Here is a 22,757-nt window from a genome sequence, read left to right as displayed (position 1 = left end):
TGGAAGGGCGGGGAGTTCGGGGGGCACAGCGGGGCCCCGGGACCGGCGCAGGAGGTCCCGGGGCCCGGTTCAGAGCCGGCGGAGGGGTCAGACCCGCCGGAGGACCGCCACGACCTTGCCCAGGATGGTCGCGTCGTCGCCGGGAATCGGCTGATATGCGGCGTTGTGAGGGAGCAGCCAGATGTGGTTGTCCTCGCGCTTGAAGCGTTTGACCGTGGCCTCGCCGTCCAGCATCGCGGCGACGATGTCGCCGTTCTCGGCGACGGGCTGGCGGCGGACCGTGACCCAGTCGCCGTCACAGATGGCGGCTTCGATCATCGAGTCGCCGACGACCTTCAGGACGAACAGCTCACCGTCGCCGACCAGCTGGCGGGGGAGGGGGAAGACGTCCTCCACCGACTCCTCGGCGAGGATCGGCCCACCGGCGGCGATCCGGCCGACCAGCGGCACGTACGAGGCGGCCGGCTTGCCCGCCGTGTCGGTGGGCTGGCTGCTCGGCTGGTCGGAGCCCCGTACCTCGTAGGCGCGCGGGCGATGCGGGTCGCGGCGCAGGAAGCCCTTGCGCTCCAGGGCCATCAGCTGATGGGCGACGGACGAGGTGCTGGAGAGACCGACGGCCTGACCGATCTCGCGCATCGACGGCGGGTAGCCACGCCGCTGCACGGAGTCCCGGATGACTTCGATGACTCGTCGCTGCCGGTCCGTGAGCCCGGAGCTGTCCGCCCGGATGCCTGGAGGCCGGCCGGGCAGGGAGCGGGCCGGTCGTGCGGCTTCCCCCCCCTGGTTCGTGACTGCGTCATTCATGGCATGCACCGGCTCAAGTCGGGTCTGGGAGCGGTCCTGGGCAGTGATGGTGGCAGTGTCTGCGGTCGTGGTCACGTCGGCGGCCCCTCTCGAATGTGGTCTCCCTAGCTGGACAACGGTAGTGGCTTTCGAAAGGTTGCGCCAAACACACGTTCGAGTGAAAAATCGCAGAACGAGCTACGTGGCCTTGGGTGTGGGTGTATGTGCGAGCCTCCGACCGGAGGCCCGTCGAACGGCAATTCGGTCGATTACGGTACCCTTCACGGCCGGGATGGACGCTGCGCGACCTCCCCTCGGGGGACCGGTGCGGGCCCCTGCCGCGCGTCGCCCGCGACGCCGGAGCGCCGGCGCACAGTCTGACATCCGGCACCCCGCGATCCGCCGCTGCGACGCGCTTCCCGTAACCTCGTTCGCGGCCGGAAATCGTCGGCCGCGCCACCGCGTTGACGCGACACGCGGTAGCGCCGGATAAGCGCCAAAGCCCGAGATCTACTAGATCTAGTGGTTGGATTGGTGCAGCCGCCCAGAAGTTGTGGTCCCTGGTCCATCAAGACCCTGGCCATCGCCTATGCTGGTGCTCGCTTCGCGGGGCGGATTCCGGGCCCGCCGAGGCTATTCAGTCGTGCTGTGAAGGAGGCTTGGGAACCATGCACTGCCCCTTCTGCAGGCACCCCGACAGTCGTGTCGTCGACAGTCGTACGACCGACGACGGCACGTCGATCCGCCGGCGCCGCCAGTGCCCCGACTGCTCCCGTCGCTTCACGACGGTGGAGACGGCCTCGCTGATGGTCATCAAGCGGTCGGGCGTGACCGAGCCCTTCAGCCGCACCAAGGTCATCTCCGGCGTCCGCAAGGCATGCCAGGGAAGGCCCGTCACGGAGGACGCCCTCGCCAAGCTCGGCCAACGGGTCGAAGAGGCGGTGCGCGCCACCGGCAGCGCCGAGCTGACCACCCACGACGTGGGTCTTGCCATACTCGGCCCGTTGCAGGAGCTCGACCTCGTCGCGTACCTGCGCTTCGCGTCCGTATACCGGGCTTTCGACACGCTCGAAGACTTCGAGGCCGCCATCGTGGAACTCCGCGAGCAGCGGCCCCCCGCAGATCAATCAGACGAGTGCGTGGACGGCGTGACCCCCGAGGTCCCCGTCCCCGCCACCGCTGCCGACTGACCGAGAGGCCCCGCGCGGGCCCGCGGTCGCCGATCGGCGGCATCCAGAACCTGCCAGGGGTGAGCTTCTGCTGCGCCCGTGGCACCAGACAAACACCGTGCTCTGGGAACATTCAGGCACTTTTGGGCGTTTTTGCCCGCGTATGGGAGGCGGCAATGACAGAGACGGCGAGCGGCCCGGCACGAGGCTCCCGAGCCAAGGGATCCAAGGCCACCAAGGGGCTGCGCATCGAGCGCATCCACACCACCCCCGGCGTGCATCCGTACGACGAGGTGTCCTGGGAGCGCCGTGACGTCGTCATGACCAATTGGCGCGACGGCTCGGTCAACTTCGAGCAGCGTGGCGTCGAGTTCCCCGACTTCTGGTCGGTGAACGCGGTCAACATCGTCACCAGCAAGTACTTCCGCGGGGCCGTCGGCACCCCGCAGCGCGAGACCGGTCTGAGGCAGCTCATCGACCGGATCGTGAAGACCTACCGCAAGGCCGGCGAGGACTACGACTACTTCGCCTCGCCCGCCGACGCCGAGATCTTCGAGCACGAGCTGGCCTACGCCCTCCTGCACCAGATCTTCAGCTTCAACTCGCCGGTGTGGTTCAACGTCGGCACGCCCCAGCCGCAGCAGGTCTCGGCCTGCTTCATCCTGGCCGTCGACGACTCCATGGAGTCGATCCTCGACTGGTACAAGGAAGAGGGCATGATCTTCAAGGGCGGCTCCGGCGCCGGCCTGAACCTCTCCCGCATCCGCTCCTCGAAGGAGCTCCTGTCCTCCGGCGGCAACGCCTCGGGCCCCGTCTCCTTCATGCGCGGCGCCGACGCCTCGGCCGGCACCATCAAGTCGGGCGGCGCCACCCGCCGCGCGGCCAAGATGGTCATCCTCGACGTCGACCACCCCGACATCGAGAACTTCATCGAGACCAAGGTGAAGGAAGAGGAGAAGATCCGCGCGCTGCGCGACGCGGGCTTCGACATGGACCTGGGCGGCGACGACATCACGTCCGTCCAGTACCAGAACGCCAACAACTCGGTCCGTGTGAACGACACCTTCATGAAGGCGGTCGAGCAGGGCGGGAAGTTCGGCCTGACGTCCCGTATGACCGGCGACGTCATCGAGGAGGTCGACGCCAAGTCGCTCTTCCGCAAGATGGCCGAGGCCGCCTGGGCCTGCGCCGACCCCGGCATCCAGTACGACGACACCATCAACCACTGGCACACCTGCCCGGAGTCCGGCCGCATCAACGGCTCGAACCCCTGCAGCGAGTACATGCACCTGGACAACACGTCCTGCAACCTCGCGTCCCTGAACCTGATGAAGTTCCTCAAGGACGACGGCCTGGGCCACCAGTCCTTCGACGTCGAGCGCTTCGCCAAGGTCGTCGAGCTGGTCATCACCGCGATGGACATCTCCATCTGCTTCGCGGACTTCCCGACCCAGAAGATCGGCGAGAACACCCGCGCCTACCGCCAGCTGGGCATCGGCTACGCCAACCTCGGCGCCCTGCTGATGGCCACGGGCCACGCGTACGACTCCGACGGCGGCCGCGCGCTCGCCGGTGCCATCACCTCCCTGATGACCGGCACGTCCTACAAGCGCTCCGCCGAGCTCGCCGCGGTCGTCGGCGCGTACGACGGCTACGCCCGCAACGCCGAGCCGCACCAGCGCGTCATGAAGCAGCACGCCGACGCCAACGCCGCGGCCGTGCACGTGGACGACCTGGACAACCCGATCTGGGCCGCCGCCACGGAGGCCTGGCAGGACGTGATCCGGCTCGGCGCGAAGAACGGTTTCCGCAACGCGCAGGCCTCGGTCATCGCGCCCACCGGCACCATCGGTCTCGCCATGTCGTGCGACACCACCGGCCTGGAGCCCGACCTCGCCCTGGTCAAGTTCAAGAAGCTGGTCGGCGGCGGCTCGATGCAGATCGTCAACGGCACGGTGCCGCAGGCGCTGCGTCGCCTCGGCTACCAGGAGGAGGCGATCGAGGCGATCGTCGCTCACATCGCCGAGAACGGGAACGTCGTCGACGCCCCGGGCCTGAAGACCGAGCACTACGAGGTCTTCGACTGCGCCATGGGTGAGCGTTCCATCTCCGCGATGGGTCACGTCCGCATGATGGCGGCCATCCAGCCGTGGATCTCGGGCGCCCTGTCCAAGACGGTCAACCTGCCCGAGACTGCCACGGTCGAGGACGTCGAAGAGGTCTACTTCGAGGCGTGGAAGATGGGCGTCAAGGCGCTCGCCATCTACCGCGACAACTGCAAGGTCGGCCAGCCCCTCTCCGCCAAGACCAAGTCCGTCAAGGACGGGGAGAAGGACGCGGTCACCGCCAAGGCCGAGGAGACCATCCGCACCGCGGTCGAGAAGGTCGTCGAGTACCGCCCGGTCCGCAAGCGCCTCCCCAAGGGCCGCCCGGGGATCACCACCTCCTTCACGGTCGGTGGCGCAGAGGGCTACATGACGGCGAACTCCTACCCGGACGACGGTCTGGGCGAGGTCTTCCTGAAGATGTCCAAGCAGGGATCCACCCTGGCGGGCATGATGGACGCCTTCTCCATCGCCGTCTCCGTCGGCCTCCAGTACGGCGTGCCGCTGGAGACCTACGTCTCGAAGTTCACCAACATGCGCTTCGAGCCGGCCGGCATGACGGACGACCCGGACGTGCGGATGGCCCAGTCGATCGTCGACTACATCTTCCGCCGCCTGGCGCTCGACTTCCTGCCGTTCGAGACGCGCTCCGCGCTCGGCATCCACTCCGCCGAGGAGCGCCAGCGCCACCTCGACACCGGTTCGTACGAGCCGACCATGGAGGACGACGAGCTGGACGTGGAGGGCCTGGCCCAGTCCGCACCGCGCCAGAGCGAGCCCCTCAAGGCCGTCGCCGCGCCGAAGCCGGCCGTCGTCGAGGCCCCCAAGGTCGCGCACAACTCGGCCGAACTCGTCGAGATGCAGCTCGGCGTCAGCGCCGACGCACCGCTCTGCTTCTCCTGCGGTACGAAGATGCAGCGGGCCGGCTCCTGCTACATCTGCGAGGGATGCGGCTCGACCAGCGGCTGCAGCTGACAGGTGGCGGGTCGCGTCGGGCGTACCGTCCGACGCGTCCCGCGCGCCTGGCTGAGCGGAGTTCGTGAAGAGCTCTTCATGAAGTAGCTCGCAGAAGGGGACCGGTCTCGGCCGGTCCCCTTCTGCTGTCGTCTGTCGTCGCGCCGTTGGACGCCGCCTCTAGGGGCGTCGGACGCCGCCCCTACGGACGCCGCCCCTACGGGAGGGGACGGGCGGGCGGTGAGCCCATGGCGGCGATGAAGGCATCCGGGTCAAGGGTGAATCCGCGAATGTCCTCATGAAACTCCCAGGCGCCCGACTCGCCGCGGACGAACTCCGCGACGGTGGCCGCGGTGGCGCCCGCCACGCTGGACAACGCATGGCTGGACAGTTCGGCGTATCCCTCGCGGATGCGCACGCCCGGGTTGGCCACATCGCCGAAGACACGATGTCCGGCCCCCTGCTGGATGACCACGCCGACCACCACGCGCGTGTGCTCGGCCGGCATACGGGCGAACTCCAGGGTCATGACCTCGTCGTACCCGAGCCCCTGGCCGGTGCGGCTGTCGCGATCCAAGTGGATGGTGCCGTCGGGGGACCGGCTGTCGAAGTACACCCGGTAGTCGGGCGGCCCGTACGGTGCGCGCGCCGCGTAGACGGCCGCGACCACATCCAGGTCGTGCGCGGGTGAGCCCAGTGGGCTCGGGTCCCAGCGCAGTGCCACCTCGACCGTGCCGAGCCCCTTGCTGATGCCGCTCATGTCAGACCCCTCCCCGAATCCGCCACCCCGCCTGCCTCCATGCTGTCACGCTCCATGTGGCCCATGGGCAGAGCCAGTTGGCTCGGCGGCGGCCGATCGGTGATCATTGCGCAGGGAGGGGCCGCAGGGGCTCCGGGGTTGCAGCAGGGGGATCGCGATGTGGAACGGCCAAGACGTCGACCTGGACGCGTACTTCGCGCGGATCGGCTACGACGGTGACGCGTCGCCCACGCTCGACACCCTGCGAGCGCTGCACCGGGCGCACGTGGCGGCGATCCCCTTCGAGAACCTGAACGCCGCCCTGGGCCGCCCTGTGCCCCTGGATGTCAAGAGCCTCATGGGCAAACTCGTCGGGCAGGCGCGAGGAGGCTACTGCTACGAGCAGAACTCGTTGTTCGCCGCCGTACTGGAACGGCTGGGCTTCACGTTCGCGGCGCGCGGGGCACGGGTCAGGAGGCGGGACGTGTCGTCGCTGACGCCGGTGACCCACGCCCTGCTCATCGCGACCGTGGACGGTCAACCCTGGCTGTGCGACACGGGGTTCGGCCACCAGGGGCCGCTGGAGCCGGTGCCCCTGCGGGGCGGCGCGGTCGTGGAACAGGGCGGATGGACCTTCGGGATCAAGACCGAGAACGACGGGATCCAGGTCCTGCGCACGGGGCGGCCCGGAGGATGGACCGATCTCTACGCCTTCGCGCCGCAGCCCCTCTATCCCGTCGACTTCACCGTCATGAACCACTACAGCTCCTCACACCCCCGGTCCCGTTTCGTGGGGCAGGTGGTGGTGCAGCGAGCCGCGCCCGGCGTGCGCCGCGCGCTGGTCAGGGACGAGTTCACCACCTCTCGTACCGACGGCACGATGGACTGGCGCAGCGTGTCCGCCGATGAGCTGGGACGGCTGCTGTCGGAGACCTTCGACATCGTGATGGAACAGGATGATCTCGCCCAACTGGGCGCTCTGGCCGGTGGGCCGAAGGGGCAGGCGCCTCGTGCTCGTGTTCGGTAGTGAACTGGACTTCGGGCCGTGCGGCATATTGCTGCGGACGTACTCACCCGGAGCATGACCGGGGCATGGTGGCGCGCCGTACGATGGCGCGGTGCTGGTCAAGTGGACTCGCTGCACCGTGGTGGACCGCCGCGGTTTCGAGCGGGGGCAGCGGAAGTGGGCGGGGTTACTGGGCGAGCCCGGTTTCCGCGGGCAGGGCGGCGGCTGGAGCCGGAGACGGCCGGAGGTGGCCCATGTCTTCGGCTTCTGGGAGAGCCGGGCGTTCTACGACTCCTTCATGGCGCGGGAACACGACCGCGTCGCGGCCTCCCAGTCGGGCACGTACAAGGACATCGAGACGAAACTCTTCGTGCACCGTTTCGACGTGAAGACCGGCTTCGAGCCCGGCTTCACGGACGCCGACGTGGTGCGCGTCGCGCACTGCGAGGTGCATGAGGAGCGGGTCGAGCACTTCGCGCTGATGCAGCGCAGGGTGTGGAACCCCGCGATGGCGGGGTCCCCCGGCATGGTGCGGGGCGTGTTCGCCGAGGCGCCCGGCCACGAGTTCCTGGTGCTCTCGATGTGGCAGTCGGCCGCCGAACGCGGAAAGTACCGCGCGGACCGGCTGGAACGGCTCTCGCTCCAGGCGCAGACCGAGACCGACGTCGCCGCTCTGAGCGGGGACGTCGTGCAGCTCGACCAGGGCTGGACGGTCTGATCGAGCGGGCTTTCGGGGAGCTCAACCGGGGCTTGCGCTCGGGTGGTTGGCGAAGGCGCCCGCGCGCGCCGCTGCGAAAGCGGCCGAGGCCGACTGGTCGGCCAGCCGTGTGTCGACGGGTTCGCGGGTGACGAACAGCCGCAGGAACAGGGGCGCCGCGACGGCCCGCACCAGGGCGCCCGCATCGGTGTCGGCCGGGACCTCTCCCCGCTCCACGCCGCGTCGCACGACCGCTTCGCCCCGCTCGAACCGCTCGGTGTACAGCGCGCGCAGCGCATCCGCTGCGCGCGCCGATGTGAACGCCGCCGCGATGAGCGCAGTGGGGCCGGCGCCCCCGGACCCGGCGCCGAACGACTGGGCCATCTCGCGGGCCAGCGCGCGCAGATCCCCCGCAAGGCTCCCGGTGTCCGGCGGGCTCCAGTCTTCCTCGCCGGCCGGGTCGAGCGCATCGGCGACGAGCCCTTCGAGGCCGCCCCAGCGCCGGTACAGGGTCGTCTTGTGCACGCCCGAGTGTTCGGCCACGTACTCGACGGTGAGGCCCGGATAGCCCTGCTCGGACAGCCCGGTGAGCACGGCCTCGCGCACCGCGGCCCGGGTGCGCGCCGTGCGTCCGCCCGGACGTCTGCTGCCGGGTGTCGCCGATGGGGCGGTGGAGTCCGGGGGTGCCGCGGCCTTCTTCGGTGTCGGCTCCTGCGGGGTCGGGGCGTGGGCGGCCTGCGGGTCGGGCGTCATATTCAATTGCGACTCCTGTTGCGTTAGTGGGCCGTAGTCTGCCACACTCGCAGTAACGCCACAAAAGTTGCGTTACATGGATGGGTGGGGGCCGCTCCGGGATGCCCGGCCGGCGAAGGAAAACGGGAGACGCTCATGTTGTTCACGCTCATCCAGGCCTGCCCGCGACACCGGGCGAACACCCGCGACGAGGGGTGCCCGGTAGGGGCCGGCGCGCGCCTACGCCGGATGGAGGTCGCACAGTCGCTCGATCGGGGCGCGGGCGATCTAGGGTTTGTGCATGGCAAGACCACGGCGCATCGTCCTCGTCCGGCATGGCGAGTCGGAGGGCAATGCCGACGACACCGTGTACGAGCGCGAGCCCGACCATGCGCTGAGGCTCACCGAGAGCGGCCTGCGGCAGGCCGAGGCGACGGGCGAGCGGCTGCGTGCGCTGTTCGGCGAGGAAAAGGTCAGCGTGTACGTGTCGCCGTACCGCCGCACCCACGAGACGTTCCGGGCGTTCGGTCTCGCCCCGGAGCAGGTGCGCATCAGGGAGGAGCCACGGCTGCGCGAACAGGACTGGGGGAACTGGCAGGACCGGGACGACGTCAAGCTCCAGAAGGCGTACCGGGACGCGTACGGCCACTTCTTCTACCGGTTCGCGCAAGGCGAGTCGGGGGCCGATGTCTACGACCGGGTGGGTGCATTCCTGGAGAGCCTCTACCGGAGCTTCGAAGCGCCGGACCACCCGCCCAACGTGCTTCTCGTGACGCACGGGCTCACCATGCGGCTGTTCTGCATGCGCTGGTTCCACTGGAGCGTGGCGGACTTCGAGTCGCTGTCCAACCCCGGAAACGCGGAGACCAGAACACTGCTGCTGGGCGCCGACGGGCGGTACTCGCTGGACCGGCCGTTCCAGCGCTGGCGTGCACCCGAGCCGTACGGCATCACCGGATAGAGTGGCTGCGCGATGACCGCTGACTCCTCCACCGAAGCATTCGACCCGCGCCTCGTCCGCGCGCTGGGCAGCCTGCGCGGGCTGTCCGTCGGCGACGCACTGGGCTCCCAGTTCTTCGTTCCCGTCAACTACCCCCGCCTCAAGCGCCGGGAACTGCCCGAAGGCCCGTGGCAGTGGACCGACGACACCGAGATGGCCTGCTCGGTGCTGGCCGTGCTCGCCTCGCACGACCGCATAGACCAGGACGCGCTCGCACAGTCCTTCGCCCGGCATCACGACTTCGACCGGGGCTACGGTCCCGCGGTCAACCGGATGCTGCGCCTCGTCCGAGAGGGCGGCGACTGGCGGGAGTTGGCCTCCGCGCTCTTCAAGGGCCAGGGCTCTTGGGGCAACGGCTCCGCCATGCGCATCGCGCCGCTCGGCGCCTGGTACGCGGGCGACCCCGAGCAGGCCACCCACCAGGCGGAGATCTCCTCCTATACGACGCACCAGCACCGCGAGGCCGTCGTGGGGGCCATGGCCGTCGCGGCGGCCTCGGCGCTGGCCGCCGCGCCCGATGGGCCGCCCGCTCCGGGCGACCTGCTCGACGCGGTGATCGCGCTCGTGCCGCGCAGCGCGGTGGGAGCCGGGCTCCGGCGGGCCAGGGACATGCTCGACTACGACGACGCGGCGACGGTGGCCGCGGTGCTCGGCTCCGGCCGGCGCACCAGCGCGCACGACACCGTGCCCTTCGCCCTCTGGTCCGCGGCGCGCGGGCTCGGCGACTACGAGCGGGCGTTCTGGACGACGGCTCAGGTGGGCGGCGACGTCGACACGACCTGCGCGATCGTGGGCGGCGTGATCGCCTCCAGCACGGCAGGGGCGCCCCCGGCCGCCTGGCTCGAGCGCACCGAACCACTGCCGGACTGGCTCCCGACCGGGCCGACCGGCTGAGACCGTCACTCGGTGCCGGGTGCCGGGTGCCGGGTGCCGGGTGCCGGGTGCCGGGTGCCGGGTGCCGGGGGTTGAGTGCGAGCTCGGTGCCGGGGTGGCGTGCCGTACCCGACGGGGCCGCGCTCCCGCCCGCCCGTTCGGCGAGCCGGTCTTCGGCGTGGTCCCGGGGGTGCCTCAGTGCCGCTCCCAGGTGTGCGGAGGCGGAGGGAGGGGAGAGTGGTGGACCTGGGTGTCGCGGGCGGCCACCGGCGGCGTAACCTTGCAGACGCCATGCCGTACGAACCACCCACCCACAGCGTCGAGCGCTCGATTCGCGCCACCACCGGGGCCAAGATCGTCGCCGGTGTCGACGAAGTCGGACGCGGGGCGTGGGCCGGTCCCGTCACGGTGTGCGCCGCCGTCACGGGGCTGCGCCGACCGCCCGCCGGGCTCACCGACTCCAAGCTGATCAGCCCCAAGCGTCGCCATGAACTCGCCGCGATACTGGAGGGCTGGGTCACCGCGTACGCGCTCGGTGACGCCTCGCCGCAGGAGATCGACGAGCTCGGCATGACCGCGGCCCTGCGACTGGCCGCCGTACGCGCTCTGGACGCGCTGCCGGTACGGCCGGACGCGGTGATCCTCGACGGGAAGCACAACTACCTCGGGCTGCCCTGGCAGGTCCGTACGGTGATCAAGGGCGATCAGTCCTGCGTCGCCGTGTCGGCCGCCTCGGTCATCGCCAAGGTGCGCAGGGACGCGATGATGGCCGAACTGACGGGCACGCAGGGGGAGTACGCCGGGTTCGGGTTCGCCGACAACGCGGGCTATCCCTCGCCCGTGCACAAGGCGGCGCTGGAGGAGCGGGGACCGACCCCCTACCACCGGCTCTCCTGGTCGTACCTGGACGCCCTTCCCCAGTGGCGCCACCTGAAGAAGACGCGGCTCTCGCCGCAGGCGGCCGCACTCGAAAGCGGGGGACAGCTCGGCTTCGACTTCTGATCCCGGACGACACCGGAGTTCGGCCATGCGCCCGCGCGCCCAAGGGGGCTTTGCGTGCCTTCCCTGCGGCATCCCGCTGCTGTCCCTGTGTCTCCCTTTGCCGGAGGCTTCCCATCCGCTTCGCGGGGGAGCGAAAGTCCGGGCCCGCGTCCCGAAATCCCTGGACTTTCCCGCCCAGTTGCGGGGAGACTCCGCCCCGATCGCACCTTTGTGCCACCCGCCGGTGATGTCGTCACCGGCATTTGATAGACATCCATCCATGCCTCTCATCCCCGAGGAGCCTCAGATTCACGAGAGTGCCCAGGGTCCCCGCGTCACCCCGGCCGCCGGCCGCACCGCGCAGACCCCTCGCCCCGTACCCGGTCCGCGTCCCGCGGCCGTGCCTCGTCCCGGACGTCCGGGCCCCGGCCCGGCCCGGCCCACGCCCCCCGCGCAGCGGTCGCACGGTTCCGTCGCGCAGACCCCGCCGCCCGCGCCGCCGAGCCCGGCCGGTCCGCAGATCCAGCTGATCCCGGCCCCCGCCGACGGCGCGCTCGACGCCGCGGGCGAAGCGGTCGACCTGCTGCTCGACTCCGGCCGAGCGCCGGGTGACATCCTGGTCCTCACCACCGGCGATCCGCACCCGTGGGCAGCACACGAGCTGTCCTTCGGCGAGGACGCCTACTGGGCCCAGCACGACGCCCGTGACGACGTCTTCTACGCCGACGCGGACGCCGTCGCGCGGGCCTCGGCCCGACCGGTGGTCGTCGTGGCCGCCAACGCCAGGGAGGCCGACGACGCCGCGGCGCGCGCGCTGCCGCTCGCCCTGGCCCGTGCCGAGGTACTGCTCATCGTCTGCGGCGACCCGCAGCGCGTCAACGAGGCGCTCGGCGCCGGAGTCTGAAGCCCCCTCACGCGCGATCCGGTCCCCACGCGAGGGCGGCCGGACGCGCGGGTGGGGGCTCGTCAAGCCCCGGGCTGCGCGGCGAACACCGTGGACTCCACGGCCGTGACAGCGCCGTCACCGCCGTGCCTTGACGGTTCAGCGCGCGGCCGTGCGCCGCGGCATGTCCAATCCGCCGGTGCCGGACCTCAGCGCCGGCGGGCCCGCCGTGAGACCGGCGTCGGTCCTCACGTGCGGTGCGGCGGCGGTGCTGGGGCGGCGGCCGCCGCGGCCCTCGCCCAGCACCTGCCACCCCGCGCGCGTGAGCGTGATGTACGCCCCGCAGCGCAGCCCGTGCAAGGTGCAGGCGTCGCGCAGCCCCCACATCCAGGCGCCGTCCTCGTCCGTCCACTGCTCGTCCCCGTCCCGGCAGTAGAGCAGCACCGCCGTGCGTACCGGGGACCGGCGGCGCAAGTCGTGCGGGACCACCCGGCGCAGATGGACCAGGAGCGCGTTACGGAACTCCCAGCCGTCGGCCAGGGACGCCCGCCGGCTGAATGACGCGCTGGCCGCGAGCCGTTCCTCATGGTCGAGGACGGCGACGACGGCGGTCCCGGGCGTCGGCCGGTGCCGTTCGTGCAGCCCGTCGACCACCTCACGAGGACTGCGCAGCAGCGGAATGCCGGCCGCCGCCCACTCGGCGGGTTCGAGCACCCGGGTACTGCGGTTCGCTGAGCCGGCCGACAAGAGGCTGGAGGCTACGGCCGAAGCCGCGGACGGAGCGGATCCAAGCGTCACGGTCCTCCCTTCGGGAGACGCACCCCTCGCGCGGGCAGGGCCGGGCGGACGCGCACCGGCACGGCCCGTCCCCCGAACAGGGGCGGGGCGGGTCCCAGTTCTCGCTGCCCTACGGTCGGTTGGCGACGCGGGGTCAGGACGCCGATCGGGGACCGTGGGCACGCACATCTATTCCTGCCCAGGCGCGCCCCCGATCACCCCCGACCGCCTCCGGTCCGTCGCTCGCGCACGACCATGTCCCGCCCGTGAGGGCTGGGAGGTTCCACCGCCTGGCTGCCGGGAGCAGGCCACCTCCCTCAGGCCTGGACCGCCAGAACCAGAGGGAAGACGCCCTGTGCGCCGGAGCGGCGCAGCAGCCTCGCCGCGACGGCCAGCGTCCAGCCCGTGTCGGAGGCGTCGTCGACGAGCAGCACCGGGCCGTCGGCTTCGGCGAGCGCGGCCGCGAGTGACTCGGGCACGGTGAACGCGTGGTGCAGGGCGCGCACCCGCTGGGCACTGTTGGACTGGGCGATCCGCTCGCCCTGCGGGCCCTGCGCGTAGGCGAGCGAGCCGAGCAGCGGCATCCGGCCGATCTCGGCGATCCGAGCGCCGAGGGACGAGACGAGTGCGGGCCGGGTGCGCGAGGGCAGGGTCACCACGCCGGCCGGCCGCGGCGGCGCGTCCGGGCCGCCCGAGGCCCAGCCGCCCCGGCCCTTGGCCCAGTCGGCCAGGACGCTCACCACCGCCTGCACGACGTCGTCGGGCACCGGTCCGTCCGGCGCCCCCGGCGCGAGCATCGGGCGCAGCCGGTTGCCCCAGCCGATGTCCGAAAGGCGACCCAATGCCCGCCCGGAGAAGGCCAGTTCACCCGCGGGGATGCGGCCCTTCAGGTCGATGCCGACCGCCGCGAGGCCCGTGGGCCACATCTTGCGGGGTTCCACCTCCACGCCGGGCCGGGTCAGCTCGCCGCGGGCCTCGTCCAGGGCCGTGCCGGACACGTCCGCCGTGAAGCGGGCGCCCGCGCAGTTGTCGCAGCGCCCGCACGGCGCCGCCTGCTCGTCGTCGAGCTGGCGGCGCAGGAACTCCATCCGGCACCCCGTCGTCGAGGCGTAGTCCCGCATCGCCTGCTGCTCGGCGGAGCGCTGCCGGGCCACCCACGCGTACCGCTCGGTGTCGTACACCCACGGCCGGCCCGTGCTGGTCCAGCCGCCCTTGACGCGGTGCACCGCGCCGTCCACGTCGAGGACCTTGAGCATCGTCTCCAGGCGGGTGCGACGCAGTTCCACCAGGGGTTCGAGGGCGGGCAGCGACAGGGGGCGGCCGGCCTGCGCCAGGACGTCGAGGGTGCGCCGGACCTGCTCCTCCGGAGGGAAGGCCACCGACGCGAAGTACTTCCAGATCGCCTCGTCCTCACGGCCCGGCAGCAGCAGCACCTCCGCGTGCGCCACCCCACGTCCCGCGCGGCCGACCTGCTGGTAGTAGGCGATGGGGGAGGAGGGCGAGCCCAGGTGGACCACGAAGCCCAGGTCCGGCTTGTCGAAGCCCATGCCGAGCGCGGACGTGGCGACCAGCGCCTTGACCCTGTTGGCGAGCAGATCGTCCTCGGCCTGCTGGCGGTCCGCGTTCTCCGTCTTGCCGGTGTACGAGGCCACCGTGTGGCCGCGCCGGCGCAGATACGTCGTGATCTCCTCGGCCGCCGCGACCGTCAGGGTGTAGATGATTCCCGAGCCCGGCAGCTCGTCGAGGTGGTCGGCGAGCCAGCCCAGTCGGTGGGCCGCGTCCGGCAGTGACACCACGTTGAGGCTGAGGCTCTCGCGGTCCAGGGGGCCGCGCAACACCAGCGCGTCCGACCCGCCGCCGGTGCCGAGCTGCTCTGCCACGTCCGCCGTCACCCGGGCGTTCGCCGTGGCGGTGGTCGCCAACACCGGCACCCCCGGCGGCAGTTCGGCAAGCATCGTGCGAAGGCGGCGGTAGTCGGGCCGGAAGTCGTGGCCCCAGTCGGAGATGCAGTGGGCCTCGTCGACCACGAGCAGGCCCGTGGCCGCTGAGAGCTTCGGCAGGACGTTGTCCCGGAAGTCCGGATTGTTGAGCCGCTCGGGCGAGACGAGCAGGACGTCGACGGCGCCCGCCGCGACCTCCTCCTGAATGGTGTCCCACTCCTCGGGGTTGGCCGAGTTGATGGTGCGGGCGGTGATTCCGGCCCGCGCCGCCGCCTCGACCTGGTTGCGCATCAGGGCGAGCAACGGCGAGACGATCACCGTGGGGCCCGCGCCCTGGGTGCGCAGCAGCGCGGTCGCCACGAAGTACACCGCGGACTTGCCCCACCCCGTGCGCTGCACGACGAGCGCCCGCCGCTTGTCGGCGACCAGGGCCTCGATCGCCCGCCACTGGTCCTCGCGCAGCCGCGCGGTGCCGGTGGCGTCCCCGACGAGACGGGCGAGGACGGTGTCGGCCTCGGTGCGCAGTTCCGCGTTGCTCGTGTGCTCCATGCCCCCATACAACAGGACGGGTCGGACAATCGCGCAACGCTGCCATGCCCGCCCGGCGGTCCGCCCTGGTCAGCGCGGTGCTGTCGAGAAATTCGCGCGCGGTGTTCGGGGAATGGGCGCAGGCCCGTCCACTCGCTGCCCAGCGCACGCCAGGAGTCGTGTACCCGGCCCGAACGGTCGAAAAGAGCCACTCCCAAGTCCGCTTGGAGCGACGCATTTTGTTCGGTCACGCTCGACTGGGCGTCATATAAACACTCGGCTGCCCTGGTGATATCGGGGGTCTCGGCGGCGGTGCGGAACGTGTTCAGCTGACGGAACGGGACCGCATATGCAGGCCCCCAGTCCGTCGGCGCTTCCGATAGCGTAATCGGAATTATCCGTTTCGCTTCCGTTCTTGCGCCCGCCATGTCGGTGGCTGTCCTGACCGGCCTGTGCGGTGTTCCGGGCATCGCGGGCGCTGCCCTGCTTCCGGCCTCGATGTCCGTCATCGCGACCGCCTACACCGACCCCGCCCAGCAGGCCCGCGCCCTCGGTTCGTGGACGGCCGTCACTGGTGCAGCATTTACCGCTGACCCCGTCGTCTCGTCGGTGGTATTTGTATGACCAGCACTTCTGGCCTGTGGATAAGGTTTTCCACAGGGGTGGTGGGGAATGCGGAATCGCGAAACCCTCGGGGCATGCGAGACATGAGCGAACACCACGAATCCGCATCACACGAATCCGAACCTCGTGAACCCCGTTCTCACGAACCCCGTTCTCACGAATCCCGACCCCGCGAACCGCGATCCCACGAACCGCGATCCCACGAGACCGATTCACGCGCCCCGTCGGAGGAGCCGCGGATCACCCTGCGCGGCCCGGCCGAACTGGCCGACGCGCTGCCGTACTTGCTGGGATTCCATCCGACCGACTCGGCGGTCCTGGTGGCGTTGCACGGCAAGAGCGGCAGGTTCGGCGGCCGGGTCAGGGTCGGGCTGCCCGCCTCCCCGCAGGAATGGCCCGACATCGCCGACGAGCTCGCCGATTGCCTGATCACGGGGAGCGAGCGGCGCGGCTCCCGGCCCGATGGCATCGTCGTCTTCCTCTGCCAGGACCCCTCGCGAGATGGAAGCGCACACGAAGTGATGGAGCGACTGCGGCCGTTGGCCCAGCGGCTGCGTACCGCCTGCGGCAACCTCGACGTTCCGGTGCTCGAAGCGCTGTGCATCTCCGACGGCCGATACTGGTCGTACTGCTGCCCCGACACCCGCTGCTGCCCGCCGGAGGGCAATGTGCTCGCGCTGCCGGGCACCTCGGTCATGGCGGCCGCCGCCACATACGCGGGTATCCAGGTGCGGGGCTCCTTGCGGGAGATGGAGGAGCGATTCGCGCCATGGTGTACGGCGGCCGCCGAAGACCAGGAGCGGGCGCTGGACGCCGCGGCCGCGGAGATGTTCCCCCGCATCCTCACCGACGGGGACCGACGCGGCGTGGCCGACGAGACGCTCGACCTGGCGGGCCGGCTCATGCGGCGGATCGCGGGCGCCCCCGCACCGGCTCGCGGCGCGGACGCGCGGCCCGCGGACGGCGGGGGCGCCGGCGCGGGCACCCTGCTCCTCGGCAACAACGCGGCGGACGAACTGGACGACGGCCTCATCGCACACGACGAGGCGGCAGCCGTGATCCTCGGCCTCCAGGACCGCACGACCCGGGACTGGGCCGCCGAATGGATGGAGGGCGCCGAAGCCCAGCTCGCACTGCGCCTGTGGCGTGCGCTGGCCCGCCGCTGCGTCGGTCCGTACCGGGGGCACGCGGCCGCGTTGCTCACCCTGGCGGGTTGGGTTTCCTGGTCGACCGGTGACGATCCGCACGCCCGGATCGCCTTCGGCCTCGCCTTGAGGGCCGACCCCGAGTATCGCTTCGCCTATCTGCTCCATCAGGCCTGCAACCAGGGGTTGGACCCCGAGGAGCTGCGCATCTGCCTGCGGGAGGAGCGCGCGGCGCGGCTCGCGGGCCGCGGTACGGACAAGGGGGCGAGTGCTCCGGTGGCGGAGTGCGGGGCACGCCGCAACCCGGCGCGGCCCTCGGGAAGGGGCACGGCCGGGGTACGCCCGTCCGCGAGTGCCGCCGTCCGCCCCGCGCCCACGGGCCCGCCGTCGACCGGACCCAACCACAAGGAAACGCGCACCCGGGTCCGCCGCAGGGCCGGGGAGAGGACAAAGGGGGAGGAGTGAACACGTGAGGCAGAGCCGGCCGTAACAGGGGGCCGGGACAGCCAGGAGCGGGGCGCAGGGCCGGCCCGAAACAGAGGGGCAGGGGCGGCCGGTAACGGGGGGGGGCAGGGCCGACCGGTAACGGAGGGGCAGGGCCGACCGTAAACGGGGGGGCAGGGCCGGCCGGTAACGGGGGGCAGAGCCGGCCGGTAACGGGAAGCGGGGCCGATCGGTCCGTGACCCGGTCGAGGCTCGCGGCGTTCACTTGGCGGGCGAGTGAGGCACCGGGCGCCGCGCCCCACGGGCGGGACGGCCCGCCTGGCCGCAGCCGTCGTCGTCCGGAACGCGCAGAAGGGTACGCATGGTGTCCACCGCACCGCCCCGCGCCGGCGCCGGGGGTATGCCGGGACCGGTTCCGCCACGGGTCCCCGGATCTCTGCCCGCCGAGCTCCCGGCCGTCCACGCGGCCGTGATCTGCGTGGCTCTGCCCGGCCTCGTGGTGTCGCCCGAGCACGGCCAACTGACCGGGCACGGCCTCGAAGGCTTCTACCAGCACGGCAGACGGCTGCTCTCGCGCTGCCAGTTGAGAGTGGCGGGCCGGGACCCGATCTCCGTGCAGGGCAGGTCGATAGCGGCCGACCGCGCCCGATTCGTCGCCGTGGTGCGCACCGCGGCGGACGGCGGGCCCGACCCCGAGCTCTGTGTCGAACGGTTACGCCATGCGGACGGCACCGAACGGATCACCCTGACCAGTTCCGCGGGGCGGCCCGTGAGGTTCCCGGTGGAGATCGCTCTGGGCACCGACCTGGCGGAGCTGGGGAGGGTGTCGGCGGGGCGCGCGGGGCCCGAACTGCCCGCCAGCGTCCACGACTCGGGGATGCGCTGGACCTCGGGCAACGCGCACTGCGCGGTGACCGCCCAGCCGCCGCCCACCGACGCGCTCGCCTCCGCAGGGGTACTGCGCTGGGCGGTGGAGCTTCCTCCGGGCGGCTCGTACACGATCCAGTTGTCCGTCCGGTCGGGGCGTCCCGTGCGGCCGGCCGGCCAGGCAGCGAGCCCGCTGCCCTCGGTCCAGGAGGCCAGGGCCGAGGGGGACGACCCGCGGGTGGCGATGCTGTGGCAGCGCAGCATCGACGACCTGCGGGCCCTGCTGATCCGCGACCCCGCGAACCCGGCGGACCTGCACGCGGCGGGCGGTGTGCCCTGGCGGTGCGGCGCGGCGCCCGCCGAGTCGCTCTGGGCGGCGCGGATGGCGCTGCCGCTGTCCACCCGGCTCGCGGCCGCCACCCTGCGCACCCTGGCCAGGACCCAACTGGGGGGTAAGGGGCTGGAGTTGGGGCGCATTCCGGGTCCGCTGCGCGACGCCGGCCCGTTCCTCCCGCCGGGCTGTACGGGGGTGGAGGCCACGCTGGCCTTCCCTGTCGTGCTCGCGGAGGCGCGGCTTTGGGGGCTTCCCGAGTCGGACGTGGCGGCGCTGCTGCCCGCGGCCGAGCGCTGTCTGCACTGGCTGGGCGCCGCTCTGGGTGACGACGGCTACCTCGCCGAGCCCGGCCCCGGAGCCCGTCTCGTCCGCGCCGAGACCCAGGCCCATGCCCACCGGGCCGCGCTGCTCGGTGGGGAGTTGCTGCGGGACTGCGGGCGTCCCGGAGCGGATGTCTGGCTCGCACGGGCCAAGACGATGAGGGAGCGGTTCCGGGCGGAGTTCTGGGTCGATGACCTCGGCGGCGGCCGTCCCGCCGCGGCCCGCACCGCCGACGGGCGCCCGGTGCCGCTGCTCGGAGCGGGCGCCGCCCACCTCCTCGACACGGGGCTGCTCGGCGGCGGCCGCCTCGCACCCGGGCTGCTCGACAAGGTGCAGACCGAGCAGCTGGCCCGGCTGCTCGGCGGCCCCGCGATGGATTCGGGATGGGGGCTGCGCGGGCTCGCCGTGAAGGAGCCCGGGTACAACGCGTTCGGGCACCGGGCCGGCGCGGTGCGGGTCCACGAGAGCGCCGTCGCCGTCGCGGGGCTCGCGGGCGCCGGCTACGAGAAGGAGGCCGTCGCCCTGCTGCGGGGGGTCCTGGCCGCCGCGGAGGCGTTCGACCACCGGCTGCCCGAGATGTACGCGGGAGAGCAGCGCACCGCGGGAAGCGTGCCCGTGCCGCACCCGGCCGCCTGCCGCCCGGCGGCGGTGGCCGCCGCGGCGGGGATCCACCTGCTCGCCACCCTGGCCGGTGTCCGCCCGGACGCCCCGGCCGGATCGGTCGCGCTGCACCCGATGCGGTCGGCCCCGCTCGGCGCGATCCGGCTCGCCGGTCTCAGCGTGGCGGGGGAACCGTTCACCGTACGGGTCAGCAGGCTCGGCGTCGGCATGGTCGAGCAGGCCGCCGAACGGCTCCAGTTGGGGGGTTGAGCAAGGTGGGCACTCCGGGCGGCACGGCGGGGGAAGACGGTGCGGAAGGCATGGAAGGGAGTGTTTATCGTCAGGCAGACGACTATGATCGGCGCATGCCCCCCTACGACCCGTCGGCCTTTCCGCCCTTCGCCGTGACCGTCGACCTGGTCGTGCTGACCGTGCGCCGCCACGCGCTCTGCGCGCTCGTGGTGCGCCGTGGGGAGCCACCCTTCCAGGGGCGCTGGGCGCTGCCCGGCGGGTTCGTCCGCGACGACGAGGATCTCTCCACCGCCGCGGCGCGCGAACTGGGCGAAGAGACCGGGCTCTGTGCCTCCGACCCGTCGGCTCCGGCGCTCGCCAACGGCGCCCACCTCGAACAGCTCGCCACCTACGGCGACCCCCGCCGCGACCCCCGGATGCGCGTGGTCAGCGTGGCGCACCTCGCCCTCGCTCCGGACCTGCCGGCGCCGCGTGCGGGAGGCGACGCGCACAGCGCACGCTGGGCACCCGTCGAGGACCTGCTCGGCCAGGACGGCGGCTTCGGCCGCGACGGCGAGCAGCCCGCGCCGCTCGCCTTCGACCACGCCCAGATCCTCTCGGACGGGGTGGAGCGAGCCCGCTCGAAGATCGAGTACTCGTCGCTCGCGACGGCCTTCTGCCCCGCCGAGTTCACCGTCGGCGAGCTGCGCCGGGTGTACGAAGCGGTGTGGGGCGTCGCCCTCGACCCGCGCAACTTCCACCGCAAGGTGACCGGCACGCCGGGCTTCCTGGTGCCGTCCGGCGGCACCACGACCCGCCAGGGCGGTCGCCCGGCCCAGTTGTTCCGGGCGGGCGGCGCGACACTTCTCAACCCGCCGATGCTGAGGCCCGAAGTCTGAGGCGGCCGGGCCGGGCGCGCAGCCCGCACCGACCGAGTCACCCGGTCCACCCGAACTGATCGCACCACCGGGCCAACCGCGCTACTGAGCCGCCCGAGCCGACGCTGCCGCCCGAGCCGACCCTGTCGATCGCGTCGCCCGGTCCGCCCGAGCGACTGGGGCCGACCGTGCCGCTCGGGCCACTCGGGCCACTCGGGCCGACGGTACGGCGGCGCAACCGTGGCGGCGGCCGTCAGGACACGTCGGGCCCGAAGTCGCGTCCAAAGGCCTGACATTCGGGATCGCGTCGCCCCAACCCTGCGCCAAAAGTCCTAAATGTCGCGTTATCTTGCTGGGGTGCCCGCCCAGTCGGCCGAGCGGTCTCACCTACCGCGAGAGAAGCGATGCTCCAGGCAATCGGACTCACCAGCGCCCCCCGTCCCGATCTTCCGCCCGTTGTGGACGACCTCACGTTCGAGGCGAGACCCGGGCAGCTCACCGCCCTCCTGGGCGCGCCGGGTTCGGGTCGGACCACCGCCCTGCGCCTGATGCTCGAACTCGAACCCGGCCGGGGCGTCACCTACTTCAGGGGCCGCCCCCTGCACGCGATCGCCCACCCCGCCCGAGAAGTGGGCACGCTGCTCGGCGATGTGCCGGGTCATCCCGCCCGCACCGTCCGGGGTCAGCTCAAGCTCATGTGCACCGTCGCCGGTGTGCCGGTGGCGCGCGCCGAGGAGATGCTGGAGGTCGTCGGGCTCTCCGGCCTCGCCGACCAACGCCTGGGCACCCTCTCGCTCGGCATGGACCGCCGGCTCGGTCTTGCCTCCGCCCTGCTCGGCGACCCGCACACCCTCCTTCTCGACGAGCCCGCGGAGGGCCTGTCGCCCCGGGAGAACGCCTGGCTCCACGGCCTGCTGCGCGGCCATGCCGAGCACGGCGGCACCGTCCTGTGCACCTTCGCCGACCCCAAGGAAGCCGCCCGGGTGGCGGACCGTGTGGTCACCATCGACGGTGGCCGGCTCGTCGCCGACCAGGACGCCACCGCGTTCGCCCGTACCCGGCTGCGGCCGCGCGTCGCCGTCGCCACCCCGCACGCCGCCCGGCTCGGCGCCCTCGTCACCCGCGAGGCGCGCGCCGCCCAGCGCTCCGTCGAGGTGGTCGCCGAGGACGGCAACCACCTGTCCGTGTACGGCAGCAGCACGGCGGAGGTCGGGGAGACGGCCTTCCGCAACGGCGTGCTGCTGCACCGCCTTGCGGACGAGGTCGGGGACGCCGGACCCGGCGTCCACGTCCCACCCCGAGAACGGACCGCCCCGCCCCGGAGTTCCCACCCGCTGCCCATCACCCGCACGCCCGCCCGCACCCCGCTGCGCCCTCTGCGCTACGAGCTGCGCAGGCTCCTCGGCGTCCGGACAACCTTCCTGCTGGCAGCGGGAGTTCTGGCCCTGTCGGCGCTCCTCGCCGTGCTGCTCGCGCGGGGCGGGCACACCCCGCCGTCGCGGTTGCTCGCCGCGTGGCCGGGGCTGCTGCCGCTGCCGCCCGCCGCTCTCGGCGCGGGCCTGTTCGGCGCACTGTCCTTCGGTGACGAATACCGCTACCCGGCGCTCGCCGCCGACCGCGGCACCATCCCGCGCCGGCTCGGGCTGCTCCTCGCCAAACTCTTCGTGACGGCGGCCGCGGCGCTCCTGATCGGCGCCCTCGCGGTCGCCCTCGACTACCAGGTCCTGCGCCTGGTGTACGGCAGGGGAGTGGCGGGGCCGGCCCGGGAATGGCCGGCCATGGGCGCGAGTTGGGCCGGACTCACCGTCGGCTGCGCCTGGGCGGGGCTGCTCGCCGCCGGGATCTTCCGGGCCACGTCCGCCGGGCTCGCCGCGGTGCTCGCCGTGCCCGTCGCCGTCGTACCGCTCCTGCGGAAGGCCGTCGAAGGACACTCGGTCCGCTCCGTCGCCGGGCTTCCCGACCGGCTCCGCGACCTGGCCTGGGTGCGCTGGCCGCACGCCCTGGACCACCTGCTCGTCGCCGGGCTCCACCTGGTCGCCGAACCGGTCGGAGCCGCGCTCGCGCTGTCGCTCACCGTTCTGGTCTGCGCCTACCTGCTCACCGGCCTGCGTGCCAGGGCCCGTTGGTGAGCCGCTCCCGGGCGGCG

General features: G+C 72.2%; 17 protein-coding genes and 1 pseudogene. 12 read left to right on the top strand and 6 right to left on the bottom strand.

The features are described 5' to 3' along the window. Positions 1-87: 87 nt before the first annotated feature. The gene (gene lexA / locus OG432_RS06885) at positions 88-879 is read right to left on the bottom strand and encodes a transcriptional repressor LexA (RefSeq protein ID WP_328308779.1); all 792 of its coding nucleotides are present in this window, start codon (positions 877-879) and stop codon (positions 88-90) included. A gap of 572 nt (positions 880-1,451) precedes the next feature. Between lexA and nrdR the strand changes: the two genes are divergently transcribed. After that, positions 1,452-1,973, top strand: a complete 522-nt coding sequence (gene nrdR, locus OG432_RS06880) for a transcriptional regulator NrdR (protein ID WP_328308777.1) — start codon at positions 1,452-1,454, stop codon at positions 1,971-1,973. 155 nt (positions 1,974-2,128) lie between these two features. After that, positions 2,129-5,032: a vitamin B12-dependent ribonucleotide reductase gene (locus OG432_RS06875; protein WP_328308775.1), complete on the top strand. Its 2,904-nt coding sequence runs from the start codon at positions 2,129-2,131 to the stop codon at positions 5,030-5,032. Positions 5,033-5,228: 196 nt separating this feature from the next. Here the strand turns inward: OG432_RS06875 and OG432_RS06870 are convergent, their stop codons facing one another. Further along, complete coding sequence (locus OG432_RS06870; RefSeq protein ID WP_328308773.1) at positions 5,229-5,771, bottom strand: TerD family protein; 543 nt, start codon at positions 5,769-5,771, stop codon at positions 5,229-5,231. A 157-nt stretch (positions 5,772-5,928) separates the two neighbouring features. Here OG432_RS06870 and OG432_RS06865 point away from each other — a divergent pair, with 157 nt between their 5' ends. Then, a complete protein-coding gene (locus tag OG432_RS06865) occupies positions 5,929-6,777 on the top strand; it encodes an arylamine N-acetyltransferase family protein (protein ID WP_328308771.1) in 849 nt (282 codons plus the stop codon). A gap of 91 nt (positions 6,778-6,868) precedes the next feature. Beyond that, positions 6,869-7,474 (top strand): YdbC family protein, encoded by a 606-nt coding sequence (locus tag OG432_RS06860; protein ID WP_328308769.1) that lies wholly within the window; start codon positions 6,869-6,871, stop codon positions 7,472-7,474. Positions 7,475-7,495: 21 nt separating this feature from the next. Here OG432_RS06860 and OG432_RS06855 read toward each other — a convergent pair whose 3' ends face one another. Continuing rightward, entirely contained in the window at positions 7,496-8,206 is a 711-nt protein-coding gene (locus OG432_RS06855) for a TetR/AcrR family transcriptional regulator (RefSeq protein ID WP_443058554.1), read from the bottom strand. A 280-nt stretch (positions 8,207-8,486) separates the two neighbouring features. Between OG432_RS06855 and OG432_RS06850 the strand changes: the two genes are divergently transcribed. From OG432_RS06850 to OG432_RS06835, 4 genes are all read left to right on the top strand, one after another. Beyond that, complete coding sequence (locus tag OG432_RS06850) at positions 8,487-9,146, top strand: histidine phosphatase family protein (RefSeq protein WP_328308765.1); 660 nt, start codon at positions 8,487-8,489, stop codon at positions 9,144-9,146. A 12-nt stretch (positions 9,147-9,158) separates the two neighbouring features. Next, positions 9,159-10,079 carry an ADP-ribosylglycohydrolase family protein gene (locus OG432_RS06845; RefSeq protein WP_328308763.1) on the top strand — a complete coding sequence of 307 codons (921 nt, stop codon included), beginning with the start codon at positions 9,159-9,161 and terminating at the stop codon, positions 10,077-10,079. 270 nt (positions 10,080-10,349) lie between these two features. Continuing rightward, entirely contained in the window at positions 10,350-11,060 is a 711-nt protein-coding gene (locus OG432_RS06840; RefSeq protein WP_328308761.1) for a ribonuclease HII, read from the top strand. Positions 11,061-11,319: 259 nt separating this feature from the next. Further along, positions 11,320-11,943 carry a hypothetical protein gene (locus OG432_RS06835; RefSeq protein WP_328308759.1) on the top strand — a complete coding sequence of 208 codons (624 nt, stop codon included), beginning with the start codon at positions 11,320-11,322 and terminating at the stop codon, positions 11,941-11,943. A 138-nt stretch (positions 11,944-12,081) separates the two neighbouring features. Here OG432_RS06835 and OG432_RS06830 read toward each other — a convergent pair whose 3' ends face one another. The 3 genes and pseudogenes from OG432_RS06830 to OG432_RS06820 form a co-directional block, all read right to left on the bottom strand. Beyond that, positions 12,082-12,720 (bottom strand): hypothetical protein, encoded by a 639-nt coding sequence (locus tag OG432_RS06830; RefSeq protein ID WP_328308757.1) that lies wholly within the window; start codon positions 12,718-12,720, stop codon positions 12,082-12,084. A gap of 296 nt (positions 12,721-13,016) precedes the next feature. After that, complete coding sequence (locus tag OG432_RS06825; RefSeq protein ID WP_328308755.1) at positions 13,017-15,188, bottom strand: RecQ family ATP-dependent DNA helicase; 2,172 nt, start codon at positions 15,186-15,188, stop codon at positions 13,017-13,019. Between the two features lie 176 nt (positions 15,189-15,364). Further along, a pseudogene (locus OG432_RS06820) lies at positions 15,365-15,595 on the bottom strand (helix-turn-helix domain-containing protein); the annotation flags it as partial. Positions 15,596-16,030: 435 nt separating this feature from the next. Between OG432_RS06820 and OG432_RS06815 the strand changes: the two are divergent. From OG432_RS06815 to OG432_RS06800, 4 genes are all read left to right on the top strand, one after another. Further along, positions 16,031-17,401 carry a DUF4192 domain-containing protein gene (locus OG432_RS06815; RefSeq protein ID WP_328315027.1) on the top strand — a complete coding sequence of 457 codons (1,371 nt, stop codon included), beginning with the start codon at positions 16,031-16,033 and terminating at the stop codon, positions 17,399-17,401. A gap of 340 nt (positions 17,402-17,741) precedes the next feature. Next, a complete protein-coding gene (locus tag OG432_RS06810) occupies positions 17,742-19,772 on the top strand; it encodes a glycogen debranching N-terminal domain-containing protein (protein WP_443058347.1) in 2,031 nt (676 codons plus the stop codon). A 95-nt stretch (positions 19,773-19,867) separates the two neighbouring features. Beyond that, the gene (locus tag OG432_RS06805) at positions 19,868-20,632 is read left to right on the top strand and encodes an NUDIX hydrolase (protein ID WP_328308753.1); all 765 of its coding nucleotides are present in this window, start codon (positions 19,868-19,870) and stop codon (positions 20,630-20,632) included. A 383-nt stretch (positions 20,633-21,015) separates the two neighbouring features. Then, entirely contained in the window at positions 21,016-22,740 is a 1,725-nt protein-coding gene (locus OG432_RS06800) for an ATP-binding cassette domain-containing protein (protein ID WP_328308751.1), read from the top strand. Positions 22,741-22,757: the final 17 nt, after the last annotated feature.

The sequence above is a fragment of the Streptomyces sp. NBC_00442 genome (assembly GCF_036014195.1).
Lineage (GTDB): Bacteria > Actinomycetota > Actinomycetes > Streptomycetales > Streptomycetaceae > Streptomyces.
Note: the sequence above shows the minus strand (reverse complement) of the source record. Positions and strands in the feature narration are given on the sequence as shown.

What these genes read in the sequence shown, in the direction of transcription:
- nrdR (WP_328308777.1), top strand. Translation starts at nt 1,452, where the DNA reads ATGCACTGCCCCTTCTGCAGGCACCCCGACAGTCGTGTCGTCGACAGT.
- OG432_RS06875 (WP_328308775.1), top strand. Translation starts at nt 2,129, where the DNA reads ATGACAGAGACGGCGAGCGGCCCGGCACGAGGCTCCCGAGCCAAGGGA.
- OG432_RS06870 (WP_328308773.1), bottom strand. Translation starts at nt 5,771, where the DNA reads ATGAGCGGCATCAGCAAGGGGCTCGGCACGGTCGAGGTGGCACTGCGC.
- OG432_RS06865 (WP_328308771.1), top strand. Translation starts at nt 5,929, where the DNA reads ATGTGGAACGGCCAAGACGTCGACCTGGACGCGTACTTCGCGCGGATC.
- OG432_RS06855 (WP_443058554.1), bottom strand. Translation starts at nt 8,206, where the DNA reads ATGACGCCCGACCCGCAGGCCGCCCACGCCCCGACCCCGCAGGAGCCG.
- OG432_RS06850 (WP_328308765.1), top strand. Translation starts at nt 8,487, where the DNA reads ATGGCAAGACCACGGCGCATCGTCCTCGTCCGGCATGGCGAGTCGGAG.
- OG432_RS06845 (WP_328308763.1), top strand. Translation starts at nt 9,159, where the DNA reads ATGACCGCTGACTCCTCCACCGAAGCATTCGACCCGCGCCTCGTCCGC.
- OG432_RS06840 (WP_328308761.1), top strand. Translation starts at nt 10,350, where the DNA reads ATGCCGTACGAACCACCCACCCACAGCGTCGAGCGCTCGATTCGCGCC.
- OG432_RS06835 (WP_328308759.1), top strand. Translation starts at nt 11,320, where the DNA reads ATGCCTCTCATCCCCGAGGAGCCTCAGATTCACGAGAGTGCCCAGGGT.
- OG432_RS06825 (WP_328308755.1), bottom strand. Translation starts at nt 15,188, where the DNA reads ATGGAGCACACGAGCAACGCGGAACTGCGCACCGAGGCCGACACCGTC.
- OG432_RS06810 (WP_443058347.1), top strand. Translation starts at nt 17,742, where the DNA reads ATGGTGTCCACCGCACCGCCCCGCGCCGGCGCCGGGGGTATGCCGGGA.
- OG432_RS06805 (WP_328308753.1), top strand. Translation starts at nt 19,868, where the DNA reads ATGCCCCCCTACGACCCGTCGGCCTTTCCGCCCTTCGCCGTGACCGTC.
- OG432_RS06800 (WP_328308751.1), top strand. Translation starts at nt 21,016, where the DNA reads ATGCTCCAGGCAATCGGACTCACCAGCGCCCCCCGTCCCGATCTTCCG.